We start from the raw sequence: 26,225 nt of genomic DNA on the forward strand, positions 1-26,225 counted from the left end.
CTCTCTTCCTACAGCCTTCTTTTCGAGATACCCGATGCTCAATAACGATCGCCTGCTGGTGCAAATCCTGCTGCTGGTGCTGTTTGGTGCCAGCTTCTGGGTCATGGCGCCGTTCTGGTCGGCGCTGTTCTGGGGCGCGGTGCTGGCCTTTGCCAGTTGGCCGCTGATGCGTCTGCTCACCCGTTGGCTCGGCGGTCGGGAATCCCTGGCGGCCGGCATCCTGACGTTGGGCTGGATGTTGCTGGTGGCGGTGCCATTGGTGTGGCTGGGGTTCAACCTGGCTGACCATGTGCGTGATGCGGTGGCGCTGATCAAGGACATCCAGGTCGACGGCTTGCCCGAGGCGCCGACCTGGTTGGGGTCAATCCCTTTCGTAGGCGAGCGCCTGGTGGCGACATGGGACAGCATTGATCAACAAGGCGCGGCGCTGATGGTGAGCATCAAGCCGTACCTGGGCCAGGTCGGCAATTGGTTGTTGGCGCGCAGTGCGCAAATCGGCGGCGGCATTCTTGAGCTGACCCTGAGCCTGGTCTTCGTGTTCTTTTTCTACCGTGACGGGCCGCGCCTGGCGATGTTTGTGCACCGCCTGTTGGAGCGCCTGATTGGCGAGCGTGCAGGCTATTACATCGAACTGGTGGCCGGCACGGTGCAGCGGGTGGTCAATGGTGTGATCGGCACCGCGGCGGCCCAGGCGCTGCTGGCGCTGATCGGCTTTCTGATCGCTGGCGTGCCGGGCGCGTTGGTGCTGGGTATCGTGACCTTCTTGCTCAGCCTGATTCCCATGGGGCCGCCGCTGGTGTGGATCCCGGCCACGGCGTGGCTGGCGTGGAAGGGCGACTACACCTACGCGGTATTCCTGGGCGTGTGGGGCACGTTCGTGATCAGCGGCGTGGATAACGTGCTCAAGCCGTACCTGATCAGCCGTGGCGGCAACCTGCCGTTGGTGATCGTGTTGTTGGGTGTGTTTGGCGGGTTGATAGCGTTCGGCTTTATCGGCCTGTTTATCGGCCCGACGTTGTTGGCGGTGGCTTACAGCCTGCTGACAGACTGGAGCGCGAGCCAGGCGCAAGTGCGCCGTGAAGACAAACCGTGTAACTGATCGGTGACTACATAACTGTCATGCGACGCTGCACCTGTGGGCTGGCTTGCCTGCGATAGCCATAGGTATCTACACAGCTTTGTAGCCTGTAGCAGCCGACGGTAACCACGATGCGAAGCGAGCCGCTCTTGATCTTGATCTGCTTTTGATCTTAGGCGCCCCGTTAAACCACGCTGGCCGGAATTCGACAGGGATTTGGGGGGTAAACCGGCAGGGATGCCGGTTTAGCCGCCCCGCGCCATGGATGGCGCGTGGCGGCGGCCCCCCAAATCACTGGCGGATTACGGGCACACCGAGCCTAGGCGAGGTGCCGAGTGGTGGGGCAAGAGCGTTTTGCTTACTTTTGCGCTTTTCAAAAGTGAGCCGCCGTCAGGGCGGAACCCTAGGTGGCCGTTACCGCAGCAATGGATATGTACACAATCCAACTGTGTTGACCGCCAGGCCGCCTTCGCAGCGATGCGGCGACCCGACAAGCCAGCTCCCACATTTGGATCGCGGCGCGTCAGGCAGATGGGAGTTCTTAAACCCTCGGCAACCACATCACCGCCGTCAAACCACCACCCGGTGTGTCCTCCAAGCTCAGGTGGCCGCCGAGTCGCTCGACGGCCTCCCGGGCAATGGTCATCCCCAAACCGACCCCTCCCGAATTGCGGTTGCGCGACCCTTCCAAGCGAAAGAACGGCTCGAACACCGCTTCGCGCTTATCGGCGGCGATTCCCGGGCCGTGGTCGATCACCCGGATCACCAGTGCGCCGCGGCTGTCGGCGAGTTCCACCCGGGCAGTGCCGGCATAGCGCAGGGCGTTGTCGATCAAATTGTTCAGGCAGGAACGCAGGGCCATCGGCTGTACCTGCAACGGCGTACAGGTTCCCGAAAACTGCACGTCGCGGCCTTGGTCCTGGGCGTTTTCACTCAAAGATTCCACTAATGCCTGCACATCGAGCCAATGCCGTGTCTCGCTGGTGCGCTGTTCGTGCAGGTAGCTCAAGGTGGCATCGAGCATGCCGATCATGTCGTCCAGGTCCTGGCGCATCTGGCCTTGCAGCTTGGGGTCTTCGATTTGTTCCAGGCGCAGCTTGAGGCGCGAGAGCGGGGTGCGCAGGTCATGGGAGACCGCGCCGAGCATGCGGGCGCGCTGGCTGACCTGTTCGCGGATGCGCTTTTGCATCAGGTTGAAGGTGGAGGCCGCCTGGCGTGCCTCGCGAGGGCCGGACTCCACCAGGGGCGGGCTGTCGAGGTCGACGCTCAGGCGCTCAGCCGCTGCGCTCAGGCGCTGGATCGGCCGGCTCAGCAGTTTGGCGCCGTACCAGGCAGCGATGATCAGCGAGATAAATTGAAACGTCAGGGGCACCACCGGGCCGCCGAACCAGGGGCGAGGCGCCTTGCGCAAGGGCGTGAGGCTGCCGTCCGGTTGTTCGACGAACGCCGCGCGGGGCGGTGGCGGCGGGCCGTAGTGGTGAAACCAGAAGAACGCCAGCACATGGGCCAGCACAATCGCCACCAGCAACAGGCCGAACAGTCGCCCGAACAGCGTGTTGAAGGGGGCGCGCATCAACCGATATCCCGGGCGTCGAACAGGTAGCCTTCGCCGCGTACGGTCTTGATCAATTGCGGAGCCTTGGGGTCATCCCCCAGCTTCTGGCGCAGGCGCGACACCAGCAAGTCGATGCTGCGGTCGAAAGCCTCAATGGAGCGCCCACGGGCCGCGTCCAGCAGCTGTTCGCGGCTCAGCACACGCCGCGGGCGTTCGATAAACACCCACAACAAACGAAACTCGGCGTTGGACAGCGGCACCACCAGGCCGTCATCGGCCACCAGCTGGCGCAGTACGCTGTTCAGGCGCCAAGTGTCGAAGCGGATATTGGCCCGCTGTTCGGTGCGGTCATCACGCACCCGGCGCAGGATGGTCTGGATACGCGCGACCAGTTCTCGGGGTTCGAACGGCTTGGACATATAGTCATCAGCGCCCAGTTCCAGGCCAATGATGCGGTCGGTGGGTTCGCAGCGGGCGGTGAGCATCAAAATCGGAATATCCGACTCGGCGCGCAGCCAGCGGCATAAGGTCAGCCCGTCTTCGCCCGGCAGCATGAGGTCGAGTACCACCACATCGAAGGTTTCGGCTTGCATGGCCTGGCGCATGGCGGTGCCGTCGGTGACACCCGAGGCGAGAATATTGAAGCGTGCCAGGTAGTCGATCAGCAGTTCGCGGATCGGCACGTCGTCGTCGACAATCAGCGCACGGGTGTTCCAGCGCTTGTCTTCGGCGATCACCGCGTCTTTTGGCGCTTCGTTTACAGGGTCGCAAGGGGTATGCATAGCGAGGTCATCTGCCTGAGTGTGGCTGTCAGCATAGGCGCCCAGTTCCAGGGCTGGAAGTGCTGGGCGGGCGGTCATGTGCGCGAGGCTAGCCGGGCGGCGTATTGGGGGCGTGTCGTGAATGTATCGGGGTTGAAACAATTGCCTTGAATCGCCGGTATTGGGCGCTTGATCGGTATTTACCGATCATCGGATCCCGCAACGGCGCTGCTTGCGCTACAATCCGCGCCGATTTCGACTTGCCTGAGAGCCCATTCCAATGTCCGTCTGCCAGACTCCTATCATCGTCGCCCTGGATTACCCCACCCGTGACGCCGCACTGAAGCTGGCTGACCAGTTGGACCCCAAGCTTTGCCGGGTCAAGGTCGGCAAGGAACTGTTCACCAGTTGCGCGGCGGAAATCGTCGGCACCCTGCGGGACAAAGGCTTCGAAGTGTTCCTTGACCTGAAATTCCATGACATCCCCAACACCACGGCGATGGCCGTCAAAGCCGCGGCCGAGATGGGCGTGTGGATGGTCAATGTGCACTGCTCCGGTGGCCTGCGCATGATGAGCGCCTGCCGCGAAGTGCTGGAACAGCGCAGCGGCCCCAAACCGTTGTTGATCGGTGTAACCGTGCTCACCAGCATGGAGCGCGAAGACCTGGCGGGCATTGGCCTGGATATCGAGCCGCAGGTGCAAGTGTTGCGCCTGGCAGCCCTGGCCCAGAAAGCCGGCCTCGACGGCCTGGTGTGCTCGGCCCTGGAAGCCCAGGCCCTGAAGAACGCGCATCCGTCGTTGCAACTGGTGACACCGGGTATTCGCCCCACCGGCAGCGCCCAGGATGACCAGCGCCGCATCCTGACCCCGCGCCAGGCCCTGGATGCGGGCTCGGACTACTTGGTGATCGGCCGTCCGATCAGCCAGGCGGCGGATCCTGCAAAAGCGTTGGCAGCGGTCGTCGCCGAGATCGCCTGATTTTTAGAGTGAGCAAAACATGTGGGCTGCCCACAGAATCAGTGCAAGGAACAGATCCCCTGTGGGAGCGGGCTTGCCCGCGATGGCCATAGGCATCTACACAATTTTGGGACGACACTGGACCTGTGGCGAGGGAGCTTGCTCCCGTGGCGGCCTGACAGCCGGCGCCTATCTTTTTGACGCACTTGATTCAAATGTGGGAGCTGGCTTGTCGGGTCGCCGCATCGCTGCGAAGACGGCCTGATAGTCAACGCAGTTAGACCGGGTACATATCCGTTATTTAGGTAACGGCCACCTAGGGTTCCGCTCTGACAGCGGCTCACTTTTGAAAAGCCGGAATGCCGGCCCAGACAAAAGTAAGCAAAACGCTCTTGCCCCACCACTCGGCACCTCGCCTAGGCTCGGTGTGCCCGTAATCCGCCAGTGATTTGGGGGGGCGCCGCCACGCGCCATTCATGGCGCGGGGCGGCTAAACCGGCATCCCTGCCAGTTTACCCCCCAAATCCCTGTCGAATTCCGGCCAGCGTGGTTTAACGGGGCGCCTGAGATCAAGATCACAAGCAGATCAAGATCAAGAGCGGCTCGCTTCGCATCGTGGTTACCCAGTGGCTGCGGCGAACTGCACAGTTGTGTAGATACCTATGCCGCGATGGCGGTGGGTCAGATTAATTAATCTGACCCACCGCTTTCGCAGGCAAGCCAGCTCCCACATTTGTTTTTGTGTTGTTTCAGTTGACTTTGAGCACCAACTTCCCGAAGTTCTCGCCGTTGAATAGCTTCATCAACGTTTCCGGGAATGTCTCCAGCCCTTCGACAATATCTTCCTTGCTCTTGAGCTTGCCCTGGGCCATCCAACCGGCCATTTCCTGACCCGCCGCCGCGAAGTTCGCCGCGTGGTCCATCACCACAAAGCCTTCCATGCGCGCACGGTTGACCAGCAATGACAGGTAGTTGGCCGGGCCTTTGACGGCTTCCTTGTTGTTGTACTGGCTGATTGCACCGCAAATCACCACGCGGGCTTTGAGCGCCAGGCGGCTGAGCACCGCGTCGAGAATATCGCCGCCGACGTTATCGAAATACACATCCACGCCTTTGGGGCACTCGCGCTTGAGGGCGGCGGGCACGTCTTCGCTTTTGTAGTCGATGGCGGCGTCGAAGCCCAGCTCATCGACCAAGAACTTGCACTTCTCGGCGCCGCCGGCGATCCCCACCACGCGACAGCCTTTGAGCTTGGCGATCTGTCCGGCGATGCTGCCCACGGCACCGGCGGCGCCAGAGATCACCACGGTGTCACCGGCTTTCGGTGCGCCGGTCTCCAGCAGAGCAAAGTAGGCCGTCATGCCGGTCATGCCCAGCGCGGACAGGTAGCGGGGCAGGGGCGCCAACTTAGGGTCAACCTTGTAGAAACCACGGGGTTCGCCGAGGAAGTAATCCTGCACGCCCAGTGCACCGTTCACGTAGTCCCCCACCGCGAAGTTCGGATGCTTCGAGGCAATCACCTTGCCTACGCCCAAGGCACGCATCACTTCGCCGATGCCTACCGGTGGGATGTAGGACTTGCCTTCATTCATCCAACCGCGCATGGCCGGGTCGAGGGACAGGTATTCGTTGCGCACCAGCACCTGGCCGTCCTGGGGCTCGCCCACCGACACTTCCTGGTAGGTGAAGGTCTCTCGCGTGGCGGCACCGACCGGGCGTTTGGCGAGCAGAAATTGGCGGTTGGTCTGGGCGGTCATGGCAAGGACTCTTTAGAAAGGGAACATGAGTGATAGACCCTCAGTGGCAGAAGGGCAAGGGTGTGCGGCGCAGGCGAATGCCCGGCAATAGGCCTCATTGATAATCAGCCGCGCGGCTTTATCACTGCGATTCATGCAGCGCCAACCGGCCTTCTGATAGTGCTGACGCGCGGCTCCCGGCGTTGGCTAGACTCGCTCCACCGCTACTAACTCCACAGGACAGTTCCCATGAGCATGACGTTTTCCGGCCAGGTCGCTTTGGTGACCGGCGCCGCCGCTGGTATTGGCCGTGCCACTGCGCTGGCATTCGCCGCCGAAGGCTTGAAGGTGGTGGTCGCTGACCTTGATGTGGCGGGAGGCGAGGGCACTGTGGCACTGATCCACCAGGCCGGTGGCGAAGGGATATTTGTGCGCTGCAACGTCACGCTCGACACGGACGTACAGCAATTGATGGCGCAGACCGTCGCCACCTATGGGCGCCTGGACTACGCCTTCAACAACGCCGGGATCGAGATCGAAAAGGGCAAGCTGGCCGACGGCAGTCTGGATGAGTTCGATGCCATCATGGGGGTTAACGTCAAAGGCGTGTGGCTGTGCATGAAGTATCAGTTGCCGTTGCTGTTGGCCCAGGGTGGCGGGGCCATTGTCAACACTGCGTCGGTGGCGGGGTTGGGGGCGGCACCGAAGATGAGCATTTATGCGGCGTCTAAGCATGCGGTGATCGGCCTGACCAAATCAGCGGCCATCGAGTACGCGAAGAAGAAAATCCGCGTGAATGCCGTCTGCCCGGCCGTGATTGATACCGACATGTTTCGCCGCGCCTATGAGGCTGACCCGCGCAAGGCTGAGTTTGCCGCAGCCATGCACCCCGTTGGACGCATTGGCAAGGTTGAGGAAATCGCCAGCGCCGTGTTGTACCTGTGCAGTGATGGCGCAGCGTTTACCACCGGTCAGGCCCTGGCGGTGGACGGTGGCGCGACGGCGATCTAGGACGGCAGGTCGCGCGGCATTCGAAAACAGATCCAGGCGCTGTGGGGCGTTTCCATGGCAGGCAGTGGGCTGTGCCTGAATATGTTTCAGTAGGTAAATAACTCAATAAAATCAATACTTTAATAAAAGTTGGCGACCGGTTTTAACAGGCTTCTGTGCTTAACTGTTTTGGGTTAACAGACAGTTTAAGTGAGTGGCTCATGGATTTAGGGATTGATCGACAAGCCCAGGTACCGGTTGTTCAGCAGATCGTCAGCGCGGTGGCAGAATGGATTCGCAGGGAGGGGGTGAGCCCTGGCACACGCTTGCCGTCCATTCGCCAATTGGCCCTCGATAACCTGCTGAGCCAGGCCAGCGTGATCGAGGCATTCGAGCGGTTGGTGGCCCAGGGGCTGCTGGCCCCCAGGCAGGGTTCGGGGTTTGTGGTAGCGCAGCCCACCACGGCCCACGAAAACCACTGGTATGAAGGTGCGGAACAGGGCTGGGGCGCCTTTACCGATGGCCCGCTGGGCGAGCTGAAGCTGGGCTGCGGCTGGCTACCCGACACCTGGCGCGAAAGCGATGACATCAGCTACGCGATCCGTGAACTGAGCCGTACCGACACCGGCGGCCTGTTCAACTACAGCACGCCTCTGGGGCTGCCGGCGTTGCGCGAACAACTGCTCAAGCGCCTGACCCAGATACACGTGCCCGCCAGCCTGGACCGTATCCTCACCACCCATGGCGCCAGCCATGCCCAGGACCTGCTGATACGCACGCTGCTCAAGCCCGGTGATGAGGTGGTGGTCGAGACCCCAGGGTATGGCAACCTCTATCGCCAACTGGCCTTTCAGGGGGTCACGCTGCTGCACGTGCCGCGCACCCGTGGTGGCCCGGATATCCCGGCATTGGAAGCGCTGCTGCACACCCACCGGCCCAAGTGCCTGTTCATCAACAGCCTGTATCACAACCCCACAGGGACCAGTTTGAGCCGTCCGGTGGCGGAGCGCTTGTTGGAGCTGGCACGCGAGCGCGACTTCCTGATTATCGAAGAGGACGTCTACGGCGACCTGCAACATGCCAGTTGCACACGCTTGGCGGCGCTGGCCCATGATGATCGGGTGATCTATGTGTCGAGCTTTTCCAAGACCCTGAGCAGCGCCCTGCGCGTGGGTTACCTGTGCGCCAGTGCCGCGATCATCACGCAATTGGCCCAACTCAAGACCCTGACAGGCATCGGCACCTCACGTTTTGCCGAAGCCATGGTGACGACGTTGTTGAGTAACGGCACTTACCGTAAGTGGGTGCAGCGCCTGCGCAAGCGCCTGAACGCGCAGATGGCCGCGACGTTGCAGGTGCTGGAAGATGAAGAGTGGCAGGTATTTGCCGCGCCCGCGGGCGGTATGTTCCTGTGGGCGCGACCCGGCTTGGCCGACCCTTCGCGGCTGCAAACCTGCGCCCAGCGGCTCGGTGTGTTGCTGTCGCCGGGGGCGTTGTTCAGCCCCACGGGTGAGCGCAGCGAATGGCTGCGCATCAATGTGGCCTACGCCGCTGATCAACGCGCATTGACGCTGTTTCGCGCCATGGGCGCGGCAAGATCGACCTCGACCATTCTGAAAACGACGCACATGTAGCTTTTTGCCATTATTCCGGCGCCAGCGGCTTGTGCTCAGTGCCTCGGGGTTGCGAATCTCGCTGCTTGTAAACCTGGCCTATGGCATTTGCCATTGCAAGAGGATCAAGTGCAATGATTTCGGGCGTGCAACGACGTTTCGCCAACCTCGGTATGGCAAAAAAGCTCGGCTTGGGTTTTACCCTGGTACTGCTGCTGACGGCCCTGGTCGCGGCCATCGGTGTGTGGTCCCTGCAGACCATCGGCCAGCGCTTCGAAGGCCTCACGTCGATGTCGACGCTTAACAGCGACCTGCTCAAGGTGCGCTTGATCGAACAGGACTATGCGCTGCACGCCGACCCCAAGGCCGTTGAGGCCCTGCATGCCAGTGTCGATGCGCTGCTGGCCCAGGCCGCGGGTCTCAAGGCTCGGTCCGCCAGCAACGAGCGGGTGATGGGCGACGTTGAGCAAGCCTTGGTCGCCTATCGCCAGGCATTCGATGAGTTCGTCGAGTTGACCCAGACCAAAGACCTCGCCTTGGAAATGGCCAGTTGGTCGGTGTCCAGCGTGGCCAATAACCTGGATGTGCTGCAAGCCGGGCTGGCGGACGACGGCGCCTATGGCCTCAAGGAAAGCCAAGGCAAGGAGGGCGCGGAGTTTATCGAGCAGGCAGGGCAAGTCAGCCAGGTGTCGCGGCTGATGTTGCAGGCCATGAACGAAGCACGGGTGCGCCTGGACCAGAGCCGCAGGGCAGACGCAGACGACGCCGGGCAGGGCAAGATCGAGCAAGCCGACCAGGCCCTGGCTGAAGTCGAGAAACTCAAAACCACGGTCAAGGACCCCGGCTACCAGACCGTACTCAATGAAGTCGCCGGGCATATCGCTTCGTTCAGTGACAAGCTCGGCGAATACACCGGGCTGCTGGCCCAGGAAAAAGTGGTCTACACGCAATTGCATGACCGCGCCGAGCAAGTGGTCAGCCGGGTCAACCAGGCGTATGCCGCCCAAGACCAGTCCATGCAAACCCAGTTGCAGCACAGCACGCTGTTGATCATCGGTTCATCTGCTCTGGCACTGCTGGTGGGTTTGATCGCTGCGTGGGTGATCACCCGCTTGATTGTTGCGCCGTTGCGCGCGGTGATCGCCGTGGCCCAGCAGATCGCCTCGGGTGACCTGAGTGGGCGCATGGAGGTCAGCCGGCGTGATGAAATCGGCCAGTTGATGCAGGCGATGCAGCAGATGGGCAACAGCTTGAGCCAGATGGTCAGTGGGTTGCAGACGGGGATCGAACAGCTCGCCAGTTCCGCGCATTCGCTGTCCAGCGTCACCGAGCAAACCACTGCCGAGGTCAGCAGCCAGAAGGACGAAACCGAACAGGTCGCCACGGCGATGAACCAGATGACCGCCACGGTGCACGATGTGGCACGCAATGCCGAGCAGGCGGCCCAGGCCGCGCAGACCGCGGATGCCAAGGTTGATAGCGGCCAGCAGGTGGTGCGCATGAGTCTGCAGCGTATCGAGCTGCTGGCCACATCCAGCAACAGTGCCAGCGCCAGCATCGAAAGCCTCAGTGCGCAAATCCAGAACATTGGTACCGTCTTGAGTGTGATCCAGAGTGTGGCCGAACAGACCAACTTGCTGGCCTTGAACGCTGCGATTGAGGCGGCGCGTGCCGGTGAGCAAGGGCGTGGCTTTGCGGTGGTGGCCGATGAGGTGCGGGCACTGGCCAAGCGCACCCAGCAATCGACCGAAGAAATCGAACGGCTGGTCAGCACCTTGCGCAGTGCGGCGCAGTCCTCGGTGCAGCAAATCCAGCAGAGTGGCGAGCTGGTGAAGCTGGCGGTCAGTGATGCGCTGGAAACCGAAGGGGCCCTGGGCAGCATTGCGGCGGCCGTTTCATTGATCCAGCAGATGAACCAACAGATCGCCGCCGCCGCCGAGGAGCAGAGCTCGGTGGCCGAAGAGATCAACCGCAGCGTTACCAGTATTCGGGCGAGTGCCGATCATTCGGCGTTGAGCATGCAAGACAATGCCGCCTCAAGCATCCAGTTGGCGCAGTTGGGCGCGCAACTCAAGGGCATGGTGGGGCATTTCCGCCTTTGATCGCAGCGAAGGCGCTGCGATCTGAGGGCAGGGCGATCAGGCGTGGTTGGCGAGGAAGGTCAGCAGCGCCTCGTTGACGAAATCCGGGTTCTCGCGGCTGGAGATATGCCCGGCTTCGGGGATCAGGATCAGGCTGCAACCAATCAGTTCGGCCATTTCCTCGGACTCGGCCGGTGGCCGGGGTTTGTCCTGCTCGCCGCACATCACCAGGGTGGTGTCGGAGTCCAAGGCCGGTAGTTGCGCCAGGATGTCTTCGCGGCTGAAGATCAGGCGGCCCAGCGGCACGATACTGTCCAGCAGGCGTTCTTTGGGGAAGCTTTGCAGTGACTGGCGAAAATCCTGGTACAGCGCGGATTCGCGGTCGATGCCCGGGCGGAAGAAGATCGGTGCGATCACATCCAGCAACGGTTCGGGGATCGCCCCGGCGTCTTCGATCATCTTGAACAGCGAGAAATAGTACTGGCGCGTTGCTTCGGGTTCGGCCCCGAGGTAGGTGTCCATCAGTACCACGCTTTTGATGCGCTCGGGAGCCAGCAGCGCTAGGCGTGCGCCCCACATGCCGCCGACCGAGAGGCCCACCAGGTTGGCCTCTGCGATGTCCAGGTGATTCAGCAGTGCCAGGGCCTGGCGGGCAAGGTCATCCAGGGAATGGGTGGGTGCTGGCAACGGGCCGGACTCACCGTGGCCCCATAATTCGGGGACGATTACGCGGTATTGCTGCGACAGCGCTTCAATCTGCGGCGCCCACATGTCGCTGGCCCATAGGTAACTCGAACCCAGTAGCACGACGGGGCCGGCGCCCTGGTCGATATAGTGCAGCGGTTGTCCATCAATCACGGCGACAGGCATAACAGGCCTCTAATTTCACGGAGTGAGGGGCACTTTTTTACGCTAGTCGGGAGCGGGGGGATAGGGTCATATTAATGGCATGTGGCAGAATCGGATTTTCCTTAGCGGCCTGACATCCCACGATCCTGCTGTGGGAGCTGGCTTGCCTGCGATGAAGGCCCGCCAGCCGATACTCACCTACCTGACACCCCACCATCGAACTGTGGGGCGGGCTTGCTCGCGAAAGCGGCGGTTCAGTCAACATCAATCTTTGCTGAGCCGACGTCTCCGCCGGAAAGCCCCACCTTTGATCTTCGTTGCTATGAGCATTGCGCTCGCGTTGCCATCAATCGTAAATAGCTTTCTTCTTCCACTCGGCGTCAGCGTCAACAACTTTCAAGCCCTCGGTCAACTCGTTGACTTCGTCCTCGGCAGGCTGGCTGTTGGTCAGCACTGTGGAGTTGGCGCGCGCCAGTTGGGACTCCAGCAGTTGCAACTGGGCGCTGTAGAGCACCGGTTCCGGCTGTTTGCGCAGGTACTGCACGCCGCGCTCGAACGCCAGGCGTGCCTGGCCGGGTTGGCCTTGCAGCAGGGCGTGCTGGCCGAGGTTGTTGAAAAACTCGATGTGCAGCAGCACCAGGATATGCCGGATTTCCTTGATCCAGTGCTTGGCCTCGTTGGTCGGCAGGAAGCCATCCTGGGCGGCGCGGGTGACTTGGCCGTGCAGGGCTTCGAGCAGAAAGCGCACGTCCTTGGCCTTGGCTTCGGTCTGGATCGGCGCCGGCGGATTGGCCACTGGAATCGACTCGCCTTGGGCGATCAGCGCATTCAGTTCGGTGATACGCGCCTTGAGTGGTGCGCTGGACTTGTTCAGGTTCAACAGGCGCTGGTTGACGTTCAGCTCCAGGCGAGCCAGCAACAGCTTGAGCGCTGGGGTCATCAGTTGGCCGGGGAAGGTCTCGGTGATTTCACCGCAGCGACGCAACCGATCGTTAAGCTCGATCTCGGTGCGCTTCTTTTCCAGCTTGTTGTTTTCCACCACGTGGTTCATGTAGCCAATGGCGATCAGTATTACGATCCCGGCTATTACCAGCAGGGTGATCATGAGTGGTGTCACCGGTGTGACCTCTTTAATAGGGTTTGCTGTGGAGTGTAGTGACTGGGTCATCCGGCGGATAGGACCGATCGACCAGCTGCCCAGGTGATTTCTTCTATATAGGTAGGCATTGCCTGAATGGATGCACATTGCCATCATTTGCCTGGGTGAACTATAGCGCCTTGTCGAACGCCAGAATATAGGCGCCAAGGCTCGGACGGTACCAATGCCCGCGAAGGCCGTGAAACCATGGCGAAGTCATTGATTTAAATAAATTTATCCTTGGGGGTTGACGACCTTTCAATCCATCCATAGAATGCGCGCCACTTACAGCGTAAAGCACACAGCGAAACGCGGTAGGGAGTGAATGTTGTACGTGTGTCCCCTTCGTCTAGTGGCCTAGGACACCGCCCTTTCACGGCGGTAACAGGGGTTCGAGTCCCCTAGGGGACGCCATATGCGGGAATAGCTCAGTTGGTAGAGCACGACCTTGCCAAGGTCGGGGTCGCGAGTTCGAGTCTCGTTTCCCGCTCCAATTTACAAGCAGTGTGGCCCTCGGGCGGCATTGAGTGAAACCAGGACCAAGTCTTCGGACAAGGCCTCTGGGCACTGGAACACACACCATGTGTTTCAGTAGCGTGTCCCCTTCGTCTAGTGGCCTAGGACACCGCCCTTTCACGGCGGTAACAGGGGTTCGAGTCCCCTAGGGGACGCCATTTGCGGGAATAGCTCAGTTGGTAGAGCACGACCTTGCCAAGGTCGGGGTCGCGAGTTCGAGTCTCGTTTCCCGCTCCATATTTAACGAAAACGCCGATCAGTGATGATCGGCGTTTTTGTTTGTGCGCAATTTACCTCGCCAGCGCACCGCCCCCCTTCAAAGCGTCGAGGTAATCTCCTGCCGTGGCATAAAAAACCGCGCAAACAGTTCCGACTGAGATTTGATATTCAGCTTGCTGTAGATATTACGGCGGTGAACCTTGATGGTTTCTGTCGACAGCGACAGCTTGCCCGCGATCTCTTTGTTGGAGAACCCACTGAGCAGTAACTTGAGCACGTCTTTTTCACGCGTCGTTACGTGTGTTTCCAACTGAGTAAGTGCCTCGGCCCATGGGGTCGGCTCGGCGACGTTTTTTGCCGGGTCCGTTTCAAAGCCCATGCGTTGATGCATCATTGCCGTTACCCACGGCTTGATCATGTCCAATACCGTTATCTGCGCCTGGGTGAAGCGCAGGTTGCTGCCAAATGACATGCACAACGTTCTGTCGGCATCGAGCCGTACGTTGTATTGCGCCTCATCGACCGAGATGTACTGCGCAAAATATTGTTGGTAGTACTCGGTTTCCCGGAAGTGTTCCGGCGCAATATCGAGCAGATGGAAGAACCCGCTCTGCGGGTTTTCTCGATCAGCGATATAGAACGGGTCCAGCAGATACAGGCCTTTCACATAGCGGTGAATAAAGGCGTCGATTTCTTCGCTGTCTGCCACCTCGGGCAGGCTGATCACACGCACTGCGTGGTCGCCGAAAACCAGCACCACCCAATTGTCTATCTGCACATATTCATTCAGTACCCGAATCAACGAACTCCAGAACTCCGGGCGATTGAGCTGCATGATCAGTTTTCCAACCGATCGGTGCCAAGCCAGGCTATGAAGGTCAAGCGACATGTTCTACCCCTTTAGGGTTAGGGCTTTGCAGGCCAGAGCTAAGTACTTGTAGGTATTTACTATTCGTCGAGGCTCGGTATATTCACCCCGAGCTTACGATAGCCATGAAGGCGCGTCGTGTGGACAGGGATAGTCATATGAGTCGAGCACACTTGCGAGCTATTTTTTTAGCTTCGTTTATGGGCGCTGCAATCAGCACGCCCGCAGCCGCCGCTGAAAATTCGGTGTATCTGTATAACTGGTTCGGCTTTCTTGAGCCGCAGACGCCCAAGCAATTCCAGCAGGAGAGCGGCATCAAGCTGCATATGGATGCCTTCGACAGCGCCGAAACCATGCAGAGCAAGGTCATGGCTGGGCGCACCGGTTATGACCTGGTGGTGGCCACCTCCAATGTGTTGCCCGGCTTGATCAAGGCCGGGGTGCTGCAACCGTTGGATCGTGCGCAGTTGAGTAATCTGTCGCACATCGACCCTGACATCCTGGCCCTGCTGGCGGTCAATGACCCCGGTAACCGCTACGCCGTGCCCTATGTCTGGGGTACCACCGGCATTGGCTACGACGTGGATAAGGTCAAGGCGGCACTGGGTGATGACGCGCCGGTGGACAGCTGGGACCTGATCTTCAAAGAAGAAAACATCAGCAAGCTCAAGTCTTGTGGCGTGGCCATGCTCGACTCGCCCAGCGAGATCATTTCCATTGCCTTGCACTACCTGGGGCTGCCCAGTAACAGCACTGACCCAGAGGATTACCAGAAGGCCCAAGCGCTGTTGTTGAAAATCCGTCCCTATGTACTCTATTTCGACTCGTCGAGAATCGACACCGACCTGGCAGACGGCAATATCTGTGCGGTCGTCGGCTGGGCCAATGGTGCACTGGCGGCGCAGGCGATTAATGAAAAGTCCAACAGTGGCCGCAAGATTGCCTACAGCCTGCCGCGGGAAGGGGCGTTGGTCTGGTCTGAAAACTGGGTGTTGCTCAAGGACGCTCGCCACCCAAAGGCCGCTCTGGAATTCATCAACTACATGCTGCGGCCACAGGTGATAGCCAAGACGTCCAACTACATGCTCTATCCCAACGCCAACAAAGATGCCACTGAGTTTGTCGAGCAAAAATTGCGGGATAACCCTTGGATCTATCCCGATAAAAAGACCATGGCGACATTGGTGCCGCTTGAGCCCTTGCCGCTGAAGGCCGAGCGTATTCGCACGCGGGTCTGGACCAAGGTTAAAAGCGGTACGTGATGGGGATGGGGCCGGGGAGGGAGACAGCATGCGCCAGGGCGGTGATCAGCGCTATTTAGAGTCAGACGACTACAAGGCCTACAAAGAGATTGAAGAGCAGATCGGCCTGTGTACGCCAGAGCAGGCCTGGGCCATGTATTACGTTTCGACGGGCATGGTGCGGGAAAACATTACCCTGGCGGTGATGGAGCATATTGGCCGGGGCAATCGAGCTTTGCTGCTTGAGTTTCCAGACCTGGTGCGAGTTGCCGGGCGTGACGCTGAGCCGGGTGCGCTCGCCTCCAACTGGCCTTTGCTGCGCAGGCGTCGTCGATAACTCTGCTGGATGTACCTCTCGACGGGCGATACGCAACATCGATACGAAGCTGAACCCGTGACGGCCCGATAGCCGACGCTGATCTAACTGACACCCCGTGATCCAAATGTGGGAGCTGGCTTGCCTGCGAAGACGGCCTGCCAGCCGACGCCTATCTCCCTGACACCCCGCGATCAAACTGTGGGAGCTGGCTTGCCTGCGAAGGCGGCCTGCCAGCCGACGCCTATCTCCCTGACACCCCGCGATCAAACTGTGGGAGCGGGCTTGCTCGCGAAGGCGGCCTAACAGTCAACACACTTGGACCGGGTACATATCCGTTATTTAGGTAACGGCCACTTAGGGTTCCGCCCTGACGGCGGCTCACTTTTGAACAGCGCAAAAGTAAGCAAAACGCTCTTGCCCCACCACTCGGCACCTCGCTTGGGCTCGGTGTGCCCGAACACAGGCTTGAATCCGTGGGCCGCCGCCACGCGCCATCCCTGGCGCGGGGCGGCTAACCCGGCGTCCTGCCGGGTTACCCACGAATTCAAGCCTGCGTTCGGCCAGCGTGGTTTAACGGGGCGCCTAAGATCAAAAGCAGATCAAGAGCGGCTCGCTTCGCATCGTTGTTACCGTCGGGTACTTCGGCTTATAGAGTTGTATCGATACTTATCCCTATGGGGAGGTGCAGCTCAGTTGTAGGTTATTATTGTGAGGCTTGTAGGGAAAGTCTGCATTTTTTGTAGGGTCGATGCCTTTTCGCCCTGTGTTCTCTACTCTGGCCACCCATTCTCCCTGCCCACTTCAGAGAACTGACCGGATGCTTCAACTCGATTTTTATTCAACCCTCGTTGCCGCTTCACTGGTGCTATTGCTGGGACGCGGGCTTGTGGCCCGTATCGGCTTTTTGCGTACTTACAATATTCCTGAACCGGTAGCCGGTGGCCTGTTGGTCGCCATGCTGCTCTTGGCGTTGCGCGGGTTTGCCGATATCGAAGTACGCTTCGATCCTTCATTGCAAACCCCGTTGATGCTGGCGTTCTTTGCCACGATCGGTTTGAACGCCGATTTTGCCAGCCTGAAGAAAGGCGGACGTATCCTGGCAGTGTTTCTGCTGGTGGTGACGGGCTTGCTGGTGGTGCAAAACGCCATGGGGATCGCGCTGGCGTCGGCGCTCGGGCTTGACCCATTGATGGGCCTGCTGGCGGGTTCGGTGACCTTGTCCGGTGGGCATGGCACCGGCGCGGCCTGGGGGGCGGTGTTCAGTGAGCAGTATGGCGTGGCTTCGGCGTCTGAATTGGCGATTGCTTCGGCGACCTTTGGCCTGGTGCTTGGAGGCCTGATCGGCGGGCCTGTGGCGCGTTTTCTGATCAAGCGGGTCGAGGTGCCAGGTATTGGGCAACCGCAATCGAGCCTGGCCAAGGGGTTTGAACAGCCGAATGAAGAGCGCCTGATCACGGCGTTTTCGTTTATCGAGACCCTGGCATTGGTCGCGATCAGCCTACAGGGCGGCAACTTGCTGAATGCCGCCATCCAAGGCACCGCTTTCGAATTGCCGACGTTCGTGTGTGTACTGTTCGTGGGTGTGGTACTGCGCAATGGGCTGTCGATGCTCGGCTGGCATCAGGTGTTCGAGCGCGAAGTCTCGGTGCTGGGCAATGTCAGTTTGTCGCTGTTCCTGGCGATGGCGCTGATGTCACTCAAGCTCTGGGACCTGGCGGCACTGGCCTTGCCGATCGTCATTCTGCTGGCCGCGCAGGCATTGCTGATGGCGCTGTTCGCGATTTTCGTGACGTTCCGGGTGATGGGCCGCAACTACGATGCGGCGGTGCTGGCGGCAGGCCATTGCGGCTTCGGGCTTGGCGCAACGCCCACGGCGATTGCGAATATGCAGGCCGTGACGCAGCGCTTCGGGCCGTCGCAGATCGCGTTTCTGGTGGTGCCGATGGTGGGCGCGTTCTTCATCGATATCGCTAACGCCGTGGTGATCAAGTTGTACCTGGCGCTGCCTTTCCTGGGGGCTGCTGGGTAAGTTTTTCAGTGCCTGCCCCCGGTGTTCATCGCCTGGGCCAGGCGCTGCGTGGCTTGCTGGATTTCGTCCCGGTCGAGGGAGGCAAAGCCCAGGCGCAGCGCGTTTACCGGCTGGTCGTTGGGTGAAAACTGACGACCGCTGCGCACCACGACGCCGTGGTCCAATGCGGCGCTTGCCAACTTATCGACGTCTATGTCTTCCTCGAAACGTACCCATAACGCCAAGCCCCCCTCGGGCTCGCGCACCTGTATGCGAGCGCCAAACGCCTGGTCCAGGCAGCTTCGCAGCACGGATCGGCGCGCCCGATATTCTTTCGACACGCGGCGCAAATGCTTCTTCAACTCCCCGTCATTGATCAGGTCTGCCAGCATAGCTTGAGCGACCGCATCGGCATCGCCCAGCATCAGCGCGGCATTGCGCTGCAGGGCTTCAACCACTGAGGTGGGCGCGACGATATAGCTGCAGCGGAACGTCGAGCCTAGCACTTTGGACAACGAGCCGATGTAAAGCACATGGCGTTGGGCACGGTCACTGGCCAGCGGCAGGTAAGGGCGACCACTGAAATGATATTCGTGGTCGTAGTCCTCTTCGATAATGCAGAAGTCATGCTGCGCGGCCAGCGCCAGCAAGTGCTGCCGGCGTGCGGCATGCAGGCTCACGGTGGTGGGGAACTGGTGATGGGGCGTGAGGTAGATCATGCGCACATTGTGCTCACGGCATAAGCGCTCGACCTGATCGGTGCGGCAGCCTTCATCGTCGATGTCGACCGTGACCAACTGCGCGCCGAGCTTGCGGAAAATTTCCCATGCCGGTGGGTAGCTCAGGCGCTCCACCAGTACCACGTCGCCGGGCTTGAGCAGCAGGCTGGCGCTCAGGTACAGGGACATCTGGGTGCCCTGGGTCAGGCAGATATTTTCGGCAGTGACCGTCAGCCCACGGTTGTTGCGCAGCATCTCGGCCAGGGCGCAGCGCAGGTGATAGCCGGTGCCTTCGCTGCCGTAGCGCACGGTATTGGAGGCGAAACTGTTGCGCAGTGCGTGGCGATAGTAACGGTGCAAAACGGCCTGGGGCAGCAGGCGGTGGTCGCTGGTGCCGTTGTCGAAAAACAGCGCATCGCGCCGACGCTGGAGTGCGACCACTTGGGCGTTATGGGTGAAATACGGCACCCGTGGTTGCTCCAGCAACGGCGGCGCGAAAGACGGTTGCGTAACGCTGGGCAGTTGTTTGGGTGTCAGCTGCGCATTGACGAAGGTGCCACGGCGCGGCTCGCTGACCAGCCAGCCCTTGGTCATGGCTTCTTCGTAGGCCAGGATCACCGTCTTGCGGTTGACGTCGAGCAACTGCGCCATTTCCCGCGTGCCTGGCAGCAATGTCCCAGGTGGCAGGCGGCCGTCGAGGATGGCACTGACCAAGCCTTCGGCAATCTTGCGATAGGACGCTTGGTGGGTGCCTTCTTCAAGCCGCAGCAAGGGGCGCCATTTGCGCATCTGGACCATCTGAAGTATCCAAATCTGGAGGTTTTAATGGGCCTAGTCTAGCGCAACAATCAGGCCTCACTTAGCCCGAGGTTGTTATGAATACACGTCATGTCATCGAACTGTCGCCCTCGGGGAAAACCTTTGAGGCGGGCGACGAACTGTTGCTCGACGCCATGCTCGCCAGTGGCCTGGCGGTGCCGTTCTCCTGTCGGCGTGGTGCCTGCGGTTCGTGCAAGGTGGTGGTGGCCGAAGGTGAATACCGGGCCAAGCGCCTGGCGCCGGGTGCGCCGGCACCTTCTTATCCTTTGGCCGCCAATGAAATGTTGTTATGCCAGAGCCACGCCTGTGGCGACATGCGCCTGCATATTCCCGGCTGGTCGCTGGATACGCCCGCGCTGGGAGTGGCGGCGCAGGTTCACAGCAAGCGTGCGCTGGGCCCCGATGTGATCGAGTTGGTATTGATGCCCGAAACCGCAGTGGCGGTGCGCGCTGGCCAATACCTCAAGTTCCACCTGGCGGACGGTGACACGCGCTGCTTCTCGATTGCCAACCTGCCCGACGAGGACGATGGGCGGTTGGTCTTCCAGATTCGCAGGGTGAGTGGCGGTTACTTTTCCGAGGGTATCCTAGGTGGCCTCGCCGTTGGTGAGCGTCTGCACGTGGAAGGGCCGTTTGGTGCCTGTACCTGGCAGGATGATGAGACGGCGCCCGTGGTGTTATTTGCCACGGGCACTGGTTATGCGGGCATCAAGCCTATCCTGCTGACCGCGCTCAAGCGCGATGTCGAAGTGACGTTGTATTGGGGCGGCGCGCAATCGGCGGATTTTTATGACAGCGCCTTCCTCGACGACTTGATGGTTGAGTATCCGCGTTTTCGCTGGCATCCCGTGCGGTCCTCCGAGGGCAGAGTGCAAGAGGTTGCAATGAGTCATGGGCATCAGTGGGAACAGGCCCAGGTCTATGCGTGCGGCAACGCTGCAATGCTCGGCCAGGTGCGGGCCCATTGCCTTGAAGCGGGGTTGCCGAGCCACCGGTTTATCGCGGAGGCGTTTGTTGCCAGTGGTCGGTCAAGTGCGGAAATGGTTTCCCTGTCGTTCGACCCGGTCTGGGAGAAAGTCGGCCCGCGCTATTCCCTGGACGGCATGCTGGCAGCGCGGGAAAAATCCATACGTGCCCTGGCGGCGATTGCCAGCCAGTTGAAAGTTGGCATGACTACCGGTGAGGCCCTTGAGATGGCGGCGAGGCAACTGCAGGCCATGGGCGCTTCGCACACCTGGCATCCGACCTACATTCGTTTTGGCGCCGATACTGTTCGCCCACCGCGCGAGGGCATAGATCGCCAACGCAGGCTGCGGGCTGATGATATTGCCGTGGTCGATCTTGGCCCGGTGTGGGATGGCTACGAAGGGGACTATGGCGATACGTTTGTGTTTGGCGATGGGCCTTTGCATCAGGCCTGTACAACGGCCTTGCATGAAGTCTTCGATGAAACGCGCCAAGCGTGGCTGCGTGGCCTGACCGGACGTGAACTCTACGACTTTGCCGAGCAGAGCGCCCTGTCCAAAGGCTGGAGATTGGCACGCAACCTGGCAGGGCACCGCCTTGCAGATTTCCCCCATGCATTGTTCGAGAGCAAAGAGTTGGCTGACCTGGAGATCTCGCCCAGTGAAATGGCCTGGGTATTGGAGATCCAGCTGTGCCATCCCACTGAGCCGGTCGGTGGGTTCTTTGAGGATATGCTGATGGTGCAAGGCTGAATTGCGCATACACCGCCGATCCCCTGTGGGAGCTGTCGAGCTTTAGCGAGGCTGCGAAAGCGGTGGGTCAGGCGCTGAAGAGGGTGCCTGTGCTGCCGCCTTCGCAGCCTCGCTGGGGCTCGACAGCTCCCACATTTGGGCTGTGGTGTTGTCGGGAGTTGTGCTTGGCGCGATGGCCCTGCGAACCGAGATCAACCCAGCACAGCGAATCCCCTGTGGGAGCTGTCGAGCTTTAGCGAGGCTGCGAAAGCGGTGCTTCAGGCGCTGAAAAAGTTGCCTGTGCTGCCGCCTTCGCAGCCTCGCTGGGGCTCAACAGCTCCCACATTTGGGCTGTGGTGTTGTCGGGAGTTGTGCTTGGCGCGATGGCCCTGCGAACCGAGATCAACCCAGCACAGCGAATCCCCTGTGGGAGCTGTCGAGCTTCAGCGAGGCTGCGATAGCGGTGCTTCAGGCGCTGAAAAAGTTACCTGTACCGCCGCCTTCGCAGCCTCGCTGGGGCTCGACAGCTCCCACATTTGGGCGGTGTTGTTGTCGGGAGTTGGGTTTGGCGCGATGGCCCTGCGAACCGAGATCAACCAGCACAGCGAATCCCCTGTGGGAGCTGTCGAGCTTCAGCGAGGCTGCGATAGCGGTGCTTCAGGCGCTGAAAAAGTTACCTGTGCTGCCGCCTTCGCAGCCTCGCTGGGGCTCGACAGCTCCCACATTTGGGCTGTGGTGTTGTTGGGAGCTGTGCTTGGCGCGATGGCCCTGCGAACCGAGATCAACCCAGCACAGCGAATCCCCTGTGGGAGCTGTCAAGCTTCAGCGAGGCTGCGATAGCGGTGCTTCAGGCGCTGAAAAAGTTACCTGTGCTGCCGCCTTCGCAGCCTCGCTGGGGCTCGACAGCTCCCACATTTGGGCTGTGGTGTTGTCGGGAGTTGTGCTTGGCGCGATGGCCCTGCGAACCGAGATCAACCCAGCACAGCGAATCCCCTGTGGGAGCTGTCGAGCTTTAGCGAGGCTGCGAAAGCGGTGGGTCAGGCGCTGAAGAGGGTGCCTGTGCTGCCGCCTTCGCAGCCTCGCTGGGGCTCGACAGCTCCCACATTTGGGCTGTGGTGTTGTTGGGAGTTGTGCTTGGCGCGATGGCCCTGCGAACCGAGATCAACCCAGCACAGCGAATCCCCTGTGGGAGCTGTCGAGCTCCAGCGAGGCTGCGATAGCGGTGGTTCAGGCGCTGAAGATTCTGCCTGTACCGCCGCCCTCGCAGCCTCGCTGGGGCTTCAACTGGGTCAGAGCTTCGACAACTGCCCGACGCGGCCCATCATTTCGGTGACGATTTGCAGGTCCAGCAAGAACTGCTCAACCGTCTTGAACTCACTGTCAGTGTGCCCGGTGTACTTCTCTTCCGGGCGCGCCAGGCCAAATTGCACGCCGTTGGGCAGGTCATGCACGGAGGTTGCGCCGGCCGAGGTGCCGAACTTGTGTGCCATCCCCAGGTTTTCCGTGGCCACCGCCAACAAGGCCTTGACCCATTCACCTTCCGGGTTGCGGTACATCGGGGTGTCGAGCGAGTAAGTGAAGCTCACGTTGACCTTGGCGTTCTTATCCCAGGCGTTCAGCTTCTGCTCGATTTGCGCCTTGAGCGCCTCCGGGGTTTTACCTTTCGGCGCGCGCAGGTTCACGGCCAGTTTGAAGGCTTTGTCATCCTGGCCCACAAACGTCAGCGAGGTGGTCAGCGGGCCCATGAAATCATCTGCGTAGCCCACGCCCAATTTGCCACCCAGGTAATCCAGGCCCCAGTTGTCGGCGGCATACCGCGCAGCATCGGTGATGTGGTTGTGCTTGAGGGCGACCTTGCCATCGAGGCTGTGGATCAGCTCCAGCATACGCGCCACCGGGTTGACTCCGGTTTCGGGCTCGGAGGAGTGCGCGGACACGCCGGTCACCGTGAGCTTGACGTCCTTGCCATCGACCTTGGCCGTCACCTGGAAATTGCCACCGTTGCGCTTGGCATAGTCGGCACCGGCCTGTTGCAGGCTGGCGGCCAGTTCGGCGGGTGCATCGCTGACCAGAGTGGCCACCGAGGCCGATGGGATCTGGTTGTTCGCCTTGCCGCCGGTCATCGCGATGATCTCTGCGCCTTTGCCTTCGCCTTTGCGCACCGGGAAGGTGGCCATGACCGTCCCCGAGCCTTTCTCGGCGATCACCACCGGGTAACCGCCATCCAGCGCCAGGTTGTATTGCGGCACGGGATTGCGTTCGAAGTAGTAAGGAATGGCATCACCGGCCGTTTCTTCAGTGGTGTCCACCAGCAGCTTGAACGTGCGCGCCAGTGGCAGCTTTTCTTCCTTGATCACTTTCATGGCGTACATCGTCACCACGATGCCGTTCTTGTCATCCTCGGTACCACGGCCATACATGCGGTCGCCGATCAGCGTGACCTTGAACGGGTCGAGTTTGGTACCGTCTTGCAGCACCCAGTTTTCCGGAGTCACCGGCACCACATCGGCGTGGGCATGCACACCCACGACTTCATCACCGCTGCCTTCCAAGGAGATTTCGTACACGCGGTTATCGACGTTACGGAAGTTCAGGTTGAAGGACTTGGCCAAGGCCTCGATCTTCGCGGCGATCTTGAGGAATTCCGGGTTTTTGTACTGTGGCAGGCCGTCTACGTTGAACGTAGGGATCTCCACCAGTTCACGCAGGGTTTCGAGCGCGGCTTTGCCGTATTTCAGGCGGGTGTAAATGCCCAGCAGGCGATTGATCTCGTTCTGCTGCTCGGCGTTCAGGGTTTTGTTGCCCAGAAACGCGTTGATAGCCGGGCCAGTGTCAGCGGTTTTACCCAGTTCGCCCTTAGCCAGGGTGCCGAGGAAGCTGCGGAAATCGGTGACTGAGGTCTCGCTGAAGTGCTTCAGGATTGCCGTGCTTTGGTCTGCAGTGATGTTAGCGGATGCAGGCGTGGCGACTGCCGAAAGGCTCGCGGCGAACAAGGTGGCAGCCACCAGTTTTTTCAATGGAAAGTGCATGGTTAAAGGCATTCCTTTGCAGGTAGTGAGTAGGAGGTTTCTGACGGAAGAGTCAGAAACATTTCCACACACTACCATTACTCAGGTGCCCAAGGTCAATGCTGGCCAGGGTGGGGCGCGGGATACGCCTCCGTCACGCTCAAGGCTCTAGCGTAAGGCCCATCCCACAGTTGTTCATGCAATTGGCCTACGCGCTTGGCCATCGCCTCACTGCGCATCACCACCTCCAGATTGCGCGAATTATCCAGGTAGCCGCCTAACCAGTTACTGGTGCCGACCCACGCCACCTGGCCATCGATCTCCATGGTTTTGCTATGGATCACCCGCGCATATGGGATAAAGCCCTGCTTGGCTTCGGGCAGGGTGACGATCTTGATTTCGACATTGGGCAGCACCGCCAGGCTCTTGAGATAGGGCAGCTCCAGTGGGTCGGTATTCCAGTTGGACACCATCAGTTTGATCGACACGCCACGGGCAGCGGCAGCGCGCACGGCGTTGTCGATCACCGCGTAGTACGGCCGGGTTCGATCCGGCCCGTAGGACAACGGCGCGTAGTCGAGCAACTGCACGCGCACCTCTTTTTTGGCTTCGCCCAGCAGGCGCGGCAGTTCCAGCTGTGAGTCGCCCACGCCGGGCGGGTTGTAGCGTTGCGGGCTGGCCACCAGATAGTTGCCGGTACGCGTGGGCTCCTGGCCGCTGGCGGGCAGCGGCACCGGTTGTTTATCGGCGAGCGCGGCCTGGGCTTGCCAGTCTTGCTCGAAGATCGCCTGCACCTGGCTTACCACCGTTTCGTCAGTGATCCGCAGCCCGGTTTCGTGGATATGCTCCAGGGCGCGCCAGTCGAAATTCTGACTGCCGACAAACGCCTGCTTGCCATCCACCAGCAGGTACTTGGCGTGGATGATGCCGCCGCTCAGTTGCCCGTAGGGCAGCACGCGCAAGGTCAGGTTGGGAATGGCGCGCAAGCGTTCCAGGGTGGCGGCGTCCGAGAGCTTGATGCCTTTTTCTTCGAGCAGGAAACGAATCTTCACGCCGCGTTTGCCGGCGGCTTCCAGGTGTTCCAGCACCGTGTTCATCACCGAACCAGGGTGGTCCGCGGCGTAGAACTGGCCGATATCAATGCGGCTTTTGGCGCCATCGAACAGCTCGATCCATACCGGGCCGGGCTGGCGTAAATCGTCGGTGCCCAGGGCGGTGTCCACGGGCACGGTATGCACCAGTTCAAAACCCGGAATGGAAAAGTCCGCCTGGGCCAGCGGACTGAGGAGCAAGCCGGTCAGGCCGGCGATACGCAACTTCATCGAAAGGGACATAAGCGTCTCATCGCACCAAAGGAAAAGGCGAGCGCCCAAGGCGCCCGCCCTGCAGGTCAGGCTGTGCGGCTGTGCAGCGGGGTGGGCACGCGATGGGTCACTTCATCCTGTGCGCGGGCGCCGGTGGCGGCGCGAATCAACAGGATCTTCAACTGGTCGTTGATGCGCTCCAGGCTGTCCTGGAAGAAGTTGTGAAACACCACGCAGAACAGCGCGATGGCGATACCTAATCCCGTGGCAAACAAGGCCGTCCCGATACCACCGGAAATCTGCCCTGGGTCCGACACGCCCGCGGTGGCCAGTGCCTTGAAGGTGTCGATGATGCCGAGAATGGTACCCAGCAGGCCCAGCAGCGGGGCGGCGGTGGTGATGGTCTCGATGATCCACAGGCTGCGGGCCAGTGGGGCGCGGGTCTTCAGGTACTGGGTGTCGATTTCGTCGTCCAGGTCCTTGCGCGAACCGTGGGTCGCCTTTTGGGCCAGCACCGGCAAGATCATGTTCAGCGGCAGGCTGTCGCGACGGGTCAGGTTCTGCGGCAAGTCACGCTCGCTGTGCACGTTGGCGCCCAGGGCATCGATCAACGCGCGAGCCTGGCGGCGCACGTAGGCAAAGTAGATACCGCGTTCGATGGCGATGAAGATCGCAATGGCCATCGCCGCGTACATCACATAGAAGGTGACGTCGTGGAGCAGGTTCATATCCATGATGGTGTTCCTCT

19 protein-coding genes and 4 tRNA genes are annotated in these 26,225 nt (G+C 60.6%); 13 read left to right on the forward strand and 10 right to left on the reverse strand.

Annotated elements, in window-relative coordinates:
• Nucleotides 1–34 precede the first annotated feature (34 nt).
• On the forward strand, nucleotides 35–1,099 hold the full coding sequence (locus tag N2A98_RS09075) for an AI-2E family transporter (protein ID WP_003190063.1): 1,065 nt from the start codon (nucleotides 35–37) through the stop codon (nucleotides 1,097–1,099).
• Between the two features lie 520 nt (nucleotides 1,100–1,619).
• Here the strand turns inward: N2A98_RS09075 and N2A98_RS09080 are convergent.
• Complete coding sequence (locus N2A98_RS09080; RefSeq protein WP_044273032.1) at nucleotides 1,620–2,651, reverse strand: ATP-binding protein; 1,032 nt, start codon at nucleotides 2,649–2,651, stop codon at nucleotides 1,620–1,622.
• A complete protein-coding gene (locus N2A98_RS09085; protein WP_014717756.1) occupies nucleotides 2,651–3,415 on the reverse strand; it encodes a response regulator in 765 nt (254 codons plus the stop codon). Before N2A98_RS09085 ends, N2A98_RS09080 begins: the two co-directional genes overlap by 1 nt.
• 259 nt (nucleotides 3,416–3,674) lie before the next feature.
• Here N2A98_RS09085 and pyrF point away from each other — a divergent pair, with 259 nt between their 5' ends.
• Nucleotides 3,675–4,373, forward strand: a complete 699-nt coding sequence (gene pyrF, locus N2A98_RS09090) for an orotidine-5'-phosphate decarboxylase (RefSeq protein ID WP_003190068.1) — start codon at nucleotides 3,675–3,677, stop codon at nucleotides 4,371–4,373.
• Nucleotides 4,374–5,101: 728 nt separating this feature from the next.
• Here the strand turns inward: pyrF and N2A98_RS09095 are convergent.
• A complete protein-coding gene (locus N2A98_RS09095; RefSeq protein WP_275623290.1) occupies nucleotides 5,102–6,109 on the reverse strand; it encodes an NADP-dependent oxidoreductase in 1,008 nt (335 codons plus the stop codon).
• A gap of 228 nt (nucleotides 6,110–6,337) precedes the next feature.
• Here N2A98_RS09095 and N2A98_RS09100 point away from each other — a divergent pair, with 228 nt between their 5' ends.
• From N2A98_RS09100 to N2A98_RS09110, 3 genes are all read left to right on the forward strand, one after another.
• Nucleotides 6,338–7,099, forward strand: a complete 762-nt coding sequence (locus tag N2A98_RS09100) for an SDR family oxidoreductase (protein WP_003190072.1) — start codon at nucleotides 6,338–6,340, stop codon at nucleotides 7,097–7,099.
• Nucleotides 7,100–7,299: 200 nt separating this feature from the next.
• Nucleotides 7,300–8,712: a PLP-dependent aminotransferase family protein gene (locus tag N2A98_RS09105; protein ID WP_275623291.1), complete on the forward strand. Its 1,413-nt coding sequence runs from the start codon at nucleotides 7,300–7,302 to the stop codon at nucleotides 8,710–8,712.
• Nucleotides 8,713–8,825: 113 nt separating this feature from the next.
• The gene (locus tag N2A98_RS09110; RefSeq protein ID WP_275623292.1) at nucleotides 8,826–10,793 is read left to right on the forward strand and encodes a methyl-accepting chemotaxis protein; all 1,968 of its coding nucleotides are present in this window, start codon (nucleotides 8,826–8,828) and stop codon (nucleotides 10,791–10,793) included.
• Between the two features lie 36 nt (nucleotides 10,794–10,829).
• Here the strand turns inward: N2A98_RS09110 and N2A98_RS09115 are convergent, their stop codons facing one another.
• Both N2A98_RS09115 and N2A98_RS09120 read right to left on the reverse strand, forming a co-directional pair.
• The gene (locus tag N2A98_RS09115) at nucleotides 10,830–11,642 is read right to left on the reverse strand and encodes an alpha/beta fold hydrolase (protein WP_275623293.1); all 813 of its coding nucleotides are present in this window, start codon (nucleotides 11,640–11,642) and stop codon (nucleotides 10,830–10,832) included.
• A 325-nt stretch (nucleotides 11,643–11,967) separates the two neighbouring features.
• Complete coding sequence (locus N2A98_RS09120; protein WP_032900506.1) at nucleotides 11,968–12,738, reverse strand: hypothetical protein; 771 nt, start codon at nucleotides 12,736–12,738, stop codon at nucleotides 11,968–11,970.
• Nucleotides 12,739–13,097: 359 nt separating this feature from the next.
• Here N2A98_RS09120 and N2A98_RS09125 point away from each other — a divergent pair.
• From N2A98_RS09125 to N2A98_RS09140, 4 genes are all read left to right on the forward strand, one after another.
• Nucleotides 13,098–13,173 (forward strand) — tRNA-Glu (locus N2A98_RS09125).
• Between the two features lie 3 nt (nucleotides 13,174–13,176).
• Nucleotides 13,177–13,252: transfer RNA gene (locus tag N2A98_RS09130), tRNA-Gly, on the forward strand.
• A gap of 105 nt (nucleotides 13,253–13,357) precedes the next feature.
• Nucleotides 13,358–13,433, forward strand: a tRNA-Glu gene (locus N2A98_RS09135).
• 3 nt (nucleotides 13,434–13,436) lie between these two features.
• Nucleotides 13,437–13,512, forward strand: a tRNA-Gly gene (locus N2A98_RS09140).
• A gap of 79 nt (nucleotides 13,513–13,591) precedes the next feature.
• On the opposite strand, the gene N2A98_RS09145 is transcribed toward N2A98_RS09140, so the two are convergent.
• Nucleotides 13,592–14,383 (reverse strand): LuxR C-terminal-related transcriptional regulator, encoded by a 792-nt coding sequence (locus N2A98_RS09145; RefSeq protein ID WP_275623294.1) that lies wholly within the window; start codon nucleotides 14,381–14,383, stop codon nucleotides 13,592–13,594.
• A 137-nt stretch (nucleotides 14,384–14,520) separates the two neighbouring features.
• Between N2A98_RS09145 and N2A98_RS09150 the strand changes: the two genes are divergently transcribed.
• From N2A98_RS09150 to gltS, 3 genes are all read left to right on the forward strand, one after another.
• Nucleotides 14,521–15,624 carry a polyamine ABC transporter substrate-binding protein gene (locus tag N2A98_RS09150; RefSeq protein ID WP_044273039.1) on the forward strand — a complete coding sequence of 368 codons (1,104 nt, stop codon included), beginning with the start codon at nucleotides 14,521–14,523 and terminating at the stop codon, nucleotides 15,622–15,624.
• A gap of 28 nt (nucleotides 15,625–15,652) precedes the next feature.
• Entirely contained in the window at nucleotides 15,653–15,940 is a 288-nt protein-coding gene (locus N2A98_RS09155) for a hypothetical protein (protein ID WP_032892595.1), read from the forward strand.
• A 799-nt stretch (nucleotides 15,941–16,739) separates the two neighbouring features.
• Nucleotides 16,740–17,951: a sodium/glutamate symporter gene (gene gltS / locus N2A98_RS09160; protein WP_014717766.1), complete on the forward strand. Its 1,212-nt coding sequence runs from the start codon at nucleotides 16,740–16,742 to the stop codon at nucleotides 17,949–17,951.
• A gap of 5 nt (nucleotides 17,952–17,956) precedes the next feature.
• Here gltS and N2A98_RS09165 read toward each other — a convergent pair whose 3' ends face one another.
• The gene (locus N2A98_RS09165; RefSeq protein WP_275623295.1) at nucleotides 17,957–19,447 is read right to left on the reverse strand and encodes a PLP-dependent aminotransferase family protein; all 1,491 of its coding nucleotides are present in this window, start codon (nucleotides 19,445–19,447) and stop codon (nucleotides 17,957–17,959) included.
• A gap of 77 nt (nucleotides 19,448–19,524) precedes the next feature.
• Between N2A98_RS09165 and N2A98_RS09170 the strand changes: the two genes are divergently transcribed.
• On the forward strand, nucleotides 19,525–21,186 hold the full coding sequence (locus tag N2A98_RS09170; protein WP_275623296.1) for a M24 family metallopeptidase: 1,662 nt from the start codon (nucleotides 19,525–19,527) through the stop codon (nucleotides 21,184–21,186).
• A 1,268-nt stretch (nucleotides 21,187–22,454) separates the two neighbouring features.
• Here N2A98_RS09170 and N2A98_RS09175 read toward each other — a convergent pair.
• From N2A98_RS09175 to N2A98_RS09185, 3 genes are all read right to left on the reverse strand, one after another.
• Entirely contained in the window at nucleotides 22,455–24,194 is a 1,740-nt protein-coding gene (locus N2A98_RS09175; protein ID WP_275623297.1) for a dipeptidase, read from the reverse strand.
• Nucleotides 24,195–24,289: 95 nt separating this feature from the next.
• On the reverse strand, nucleotides 24,290–25,507 hold the full coding sequence (locus N2A98_RS09180) for a phospholipase D-like domain-containing protein (RefSeq protein ID WP_275623298.1): 1,218 nt from the start codon (nucleotides 25,505–25,507) through the stop codon (nucleotides 24,290–24,292).
• A 56-nt stretch (nucleotides 25,508–25,563) separates the two neighbouring features.
• Entirely contained in the window at nucleotides 25,564–26,211 is a 648-nt protein-coding gene (locus tag N2A98_RS09185; RefSeq protein ID WP_078466994.1) for a MotA/TolQ/ExbB proton channel family protein, read from the reverse strand.
• Nucleotides 26,212–26,225 lie beyond the last annotated feature (14 nt).

Origin of the sequence: Pseudomonas sp. FJ2-5-13 (assembly GCF_029201605.1) — a bacterium.
In the GTDB taxonomy this organism is placed as follows: domain Bacteria; phylum Pseudomonadota; class Gammaproteobacteria; order Pseudomonadales; family Pseudomonadaceae; genus Aquipseudomonas; species Aquipseudomonas lactis.

Bases quoted from the DNA above. Each gene is read 5' to 3' on its own strand.
- N2A98_RS09075 (WP_003190063.1), top strand. From the start codon at position 35: ATGCTCAATAACGATCGCCTGCTGGTGCAAATCCTGCTGCTGGTGCTG.
- N2A98_RS09080 (WP_044273032.1), bottom strand. From the start codon at position 2,651: ATGCGCGCCCCCTTCAACACGCTGTTCGGGCGACTGTTCGGCCTGTTG.
- N2A98_RS09085 (WP_014717756.1), bottom strand. From the start codon at position 3,415: ATGCATACCCCTTGCGACCCTGTAAACGAAGCGCCAAAAGACGCGGTG.
- pyrF (WP_003190068.1), top strand. From the start codon at position 3,675: ATGTCCGTCTGCCAGACTCCTATCATCGTCGCCCTGGATTACCCCACC.
- N2A98_RS09095 (WP_275623290.1), bottom strand. From the start codon at position 6,109: ATGACCGCCCAGACCAACCGCCAATTTCTGCTCGCCAAACGCCCGGTC.
- N2A98_RS09100 (WP_003190072.1), top strand. From the start codon at position 6,338: ATGAGCATGACGTTTTCCGGCCAGGTCGCTTTGGTGACCGGCGCCGCC.
- N2A98_RS09105 (WP_275623291.1), top strand. From the start codon at position 7,300: ATGGATTTAGGGATTGATCGACAAGCCCAGGTACCGGTTGTTCAGCAG.
- N2A98_RS09110 (WP_275623292.1), top strand. From the start codon at position 8,826: ATGATTTCGGGCGTGCAACGACGTTTCGCCAACCTCGGTATGGCAAAA.
- N2A98_RS09115 (WP_275623293.1), bottom strand. From the start codon at position 11,642: ATGCCTGTCGCCGTGATTGATGGACAACCGCTGCACTATATCGACCAG.
- N2A98_RS09145 (WP_275623294.1), bottom strand. From the start codon at position 14,383: ATGTCGCTTGACCTTCATAGCCTGGCTTGGCACCGATCGGTTGGAAAA.
- N2A98_RS09150 (WP_044273039.1), top strand. From the start codon at position 14,521: ATGAGTCGAGCACACTTGCGAGCTATTTTTTTAGCTTCGTTTATGGGC.
- N2A98_RS09155 (WP_032892595.1), top strand. From the start codon at position 15,653: ATGCGCCAGGGCGGTGATCAGCGCTATTTAGAGTCAGACGACTACAAG.
- gltS (WP_014717766.1), top strand. From the start codon at position 16,740: ATGCTTCAACTCGATTTTTATTCAACCCTCGTTGCCGCTTCACTGGTG.
- N2A98_RS09165 (WP_275623295.1), bottom strand. From the start codon at position 19,447: ATGGTCCAGATGCGCAAATGGCGCCCCTTGCTGCGGCTTGAAGAAGGC.
- N2A98_RS09170 (WP_275623296.1), top strand. From the start codon at position 19,525: ATGAATACACGTCATGTCATCGAACTGTCGCCCTCGGGGAAAACCTTT.
- N2A98_RS09175 (WP_275623297.1), bottom strand. From the start codon at position 24,194: ATGCACTTTCCATTGAAAAAACTGGTGGCTGCCACCTTGTTCGCCGCG.
- N2A98_RS09180 (WP_275623298.1), bottom strand. From the start codon at position 25,507: ATGTCCCTTTCGATGAAGTTGCGTATCGCCGGCCTGACCGGCTTGCTC.
- N2A98_RS09185 (WP_078466994.1), bottom strand. From the start codon at position 26,211: ATGGATATGAACCTGCTCCACGACGTCACCTTCTATGTGATGTACGCG.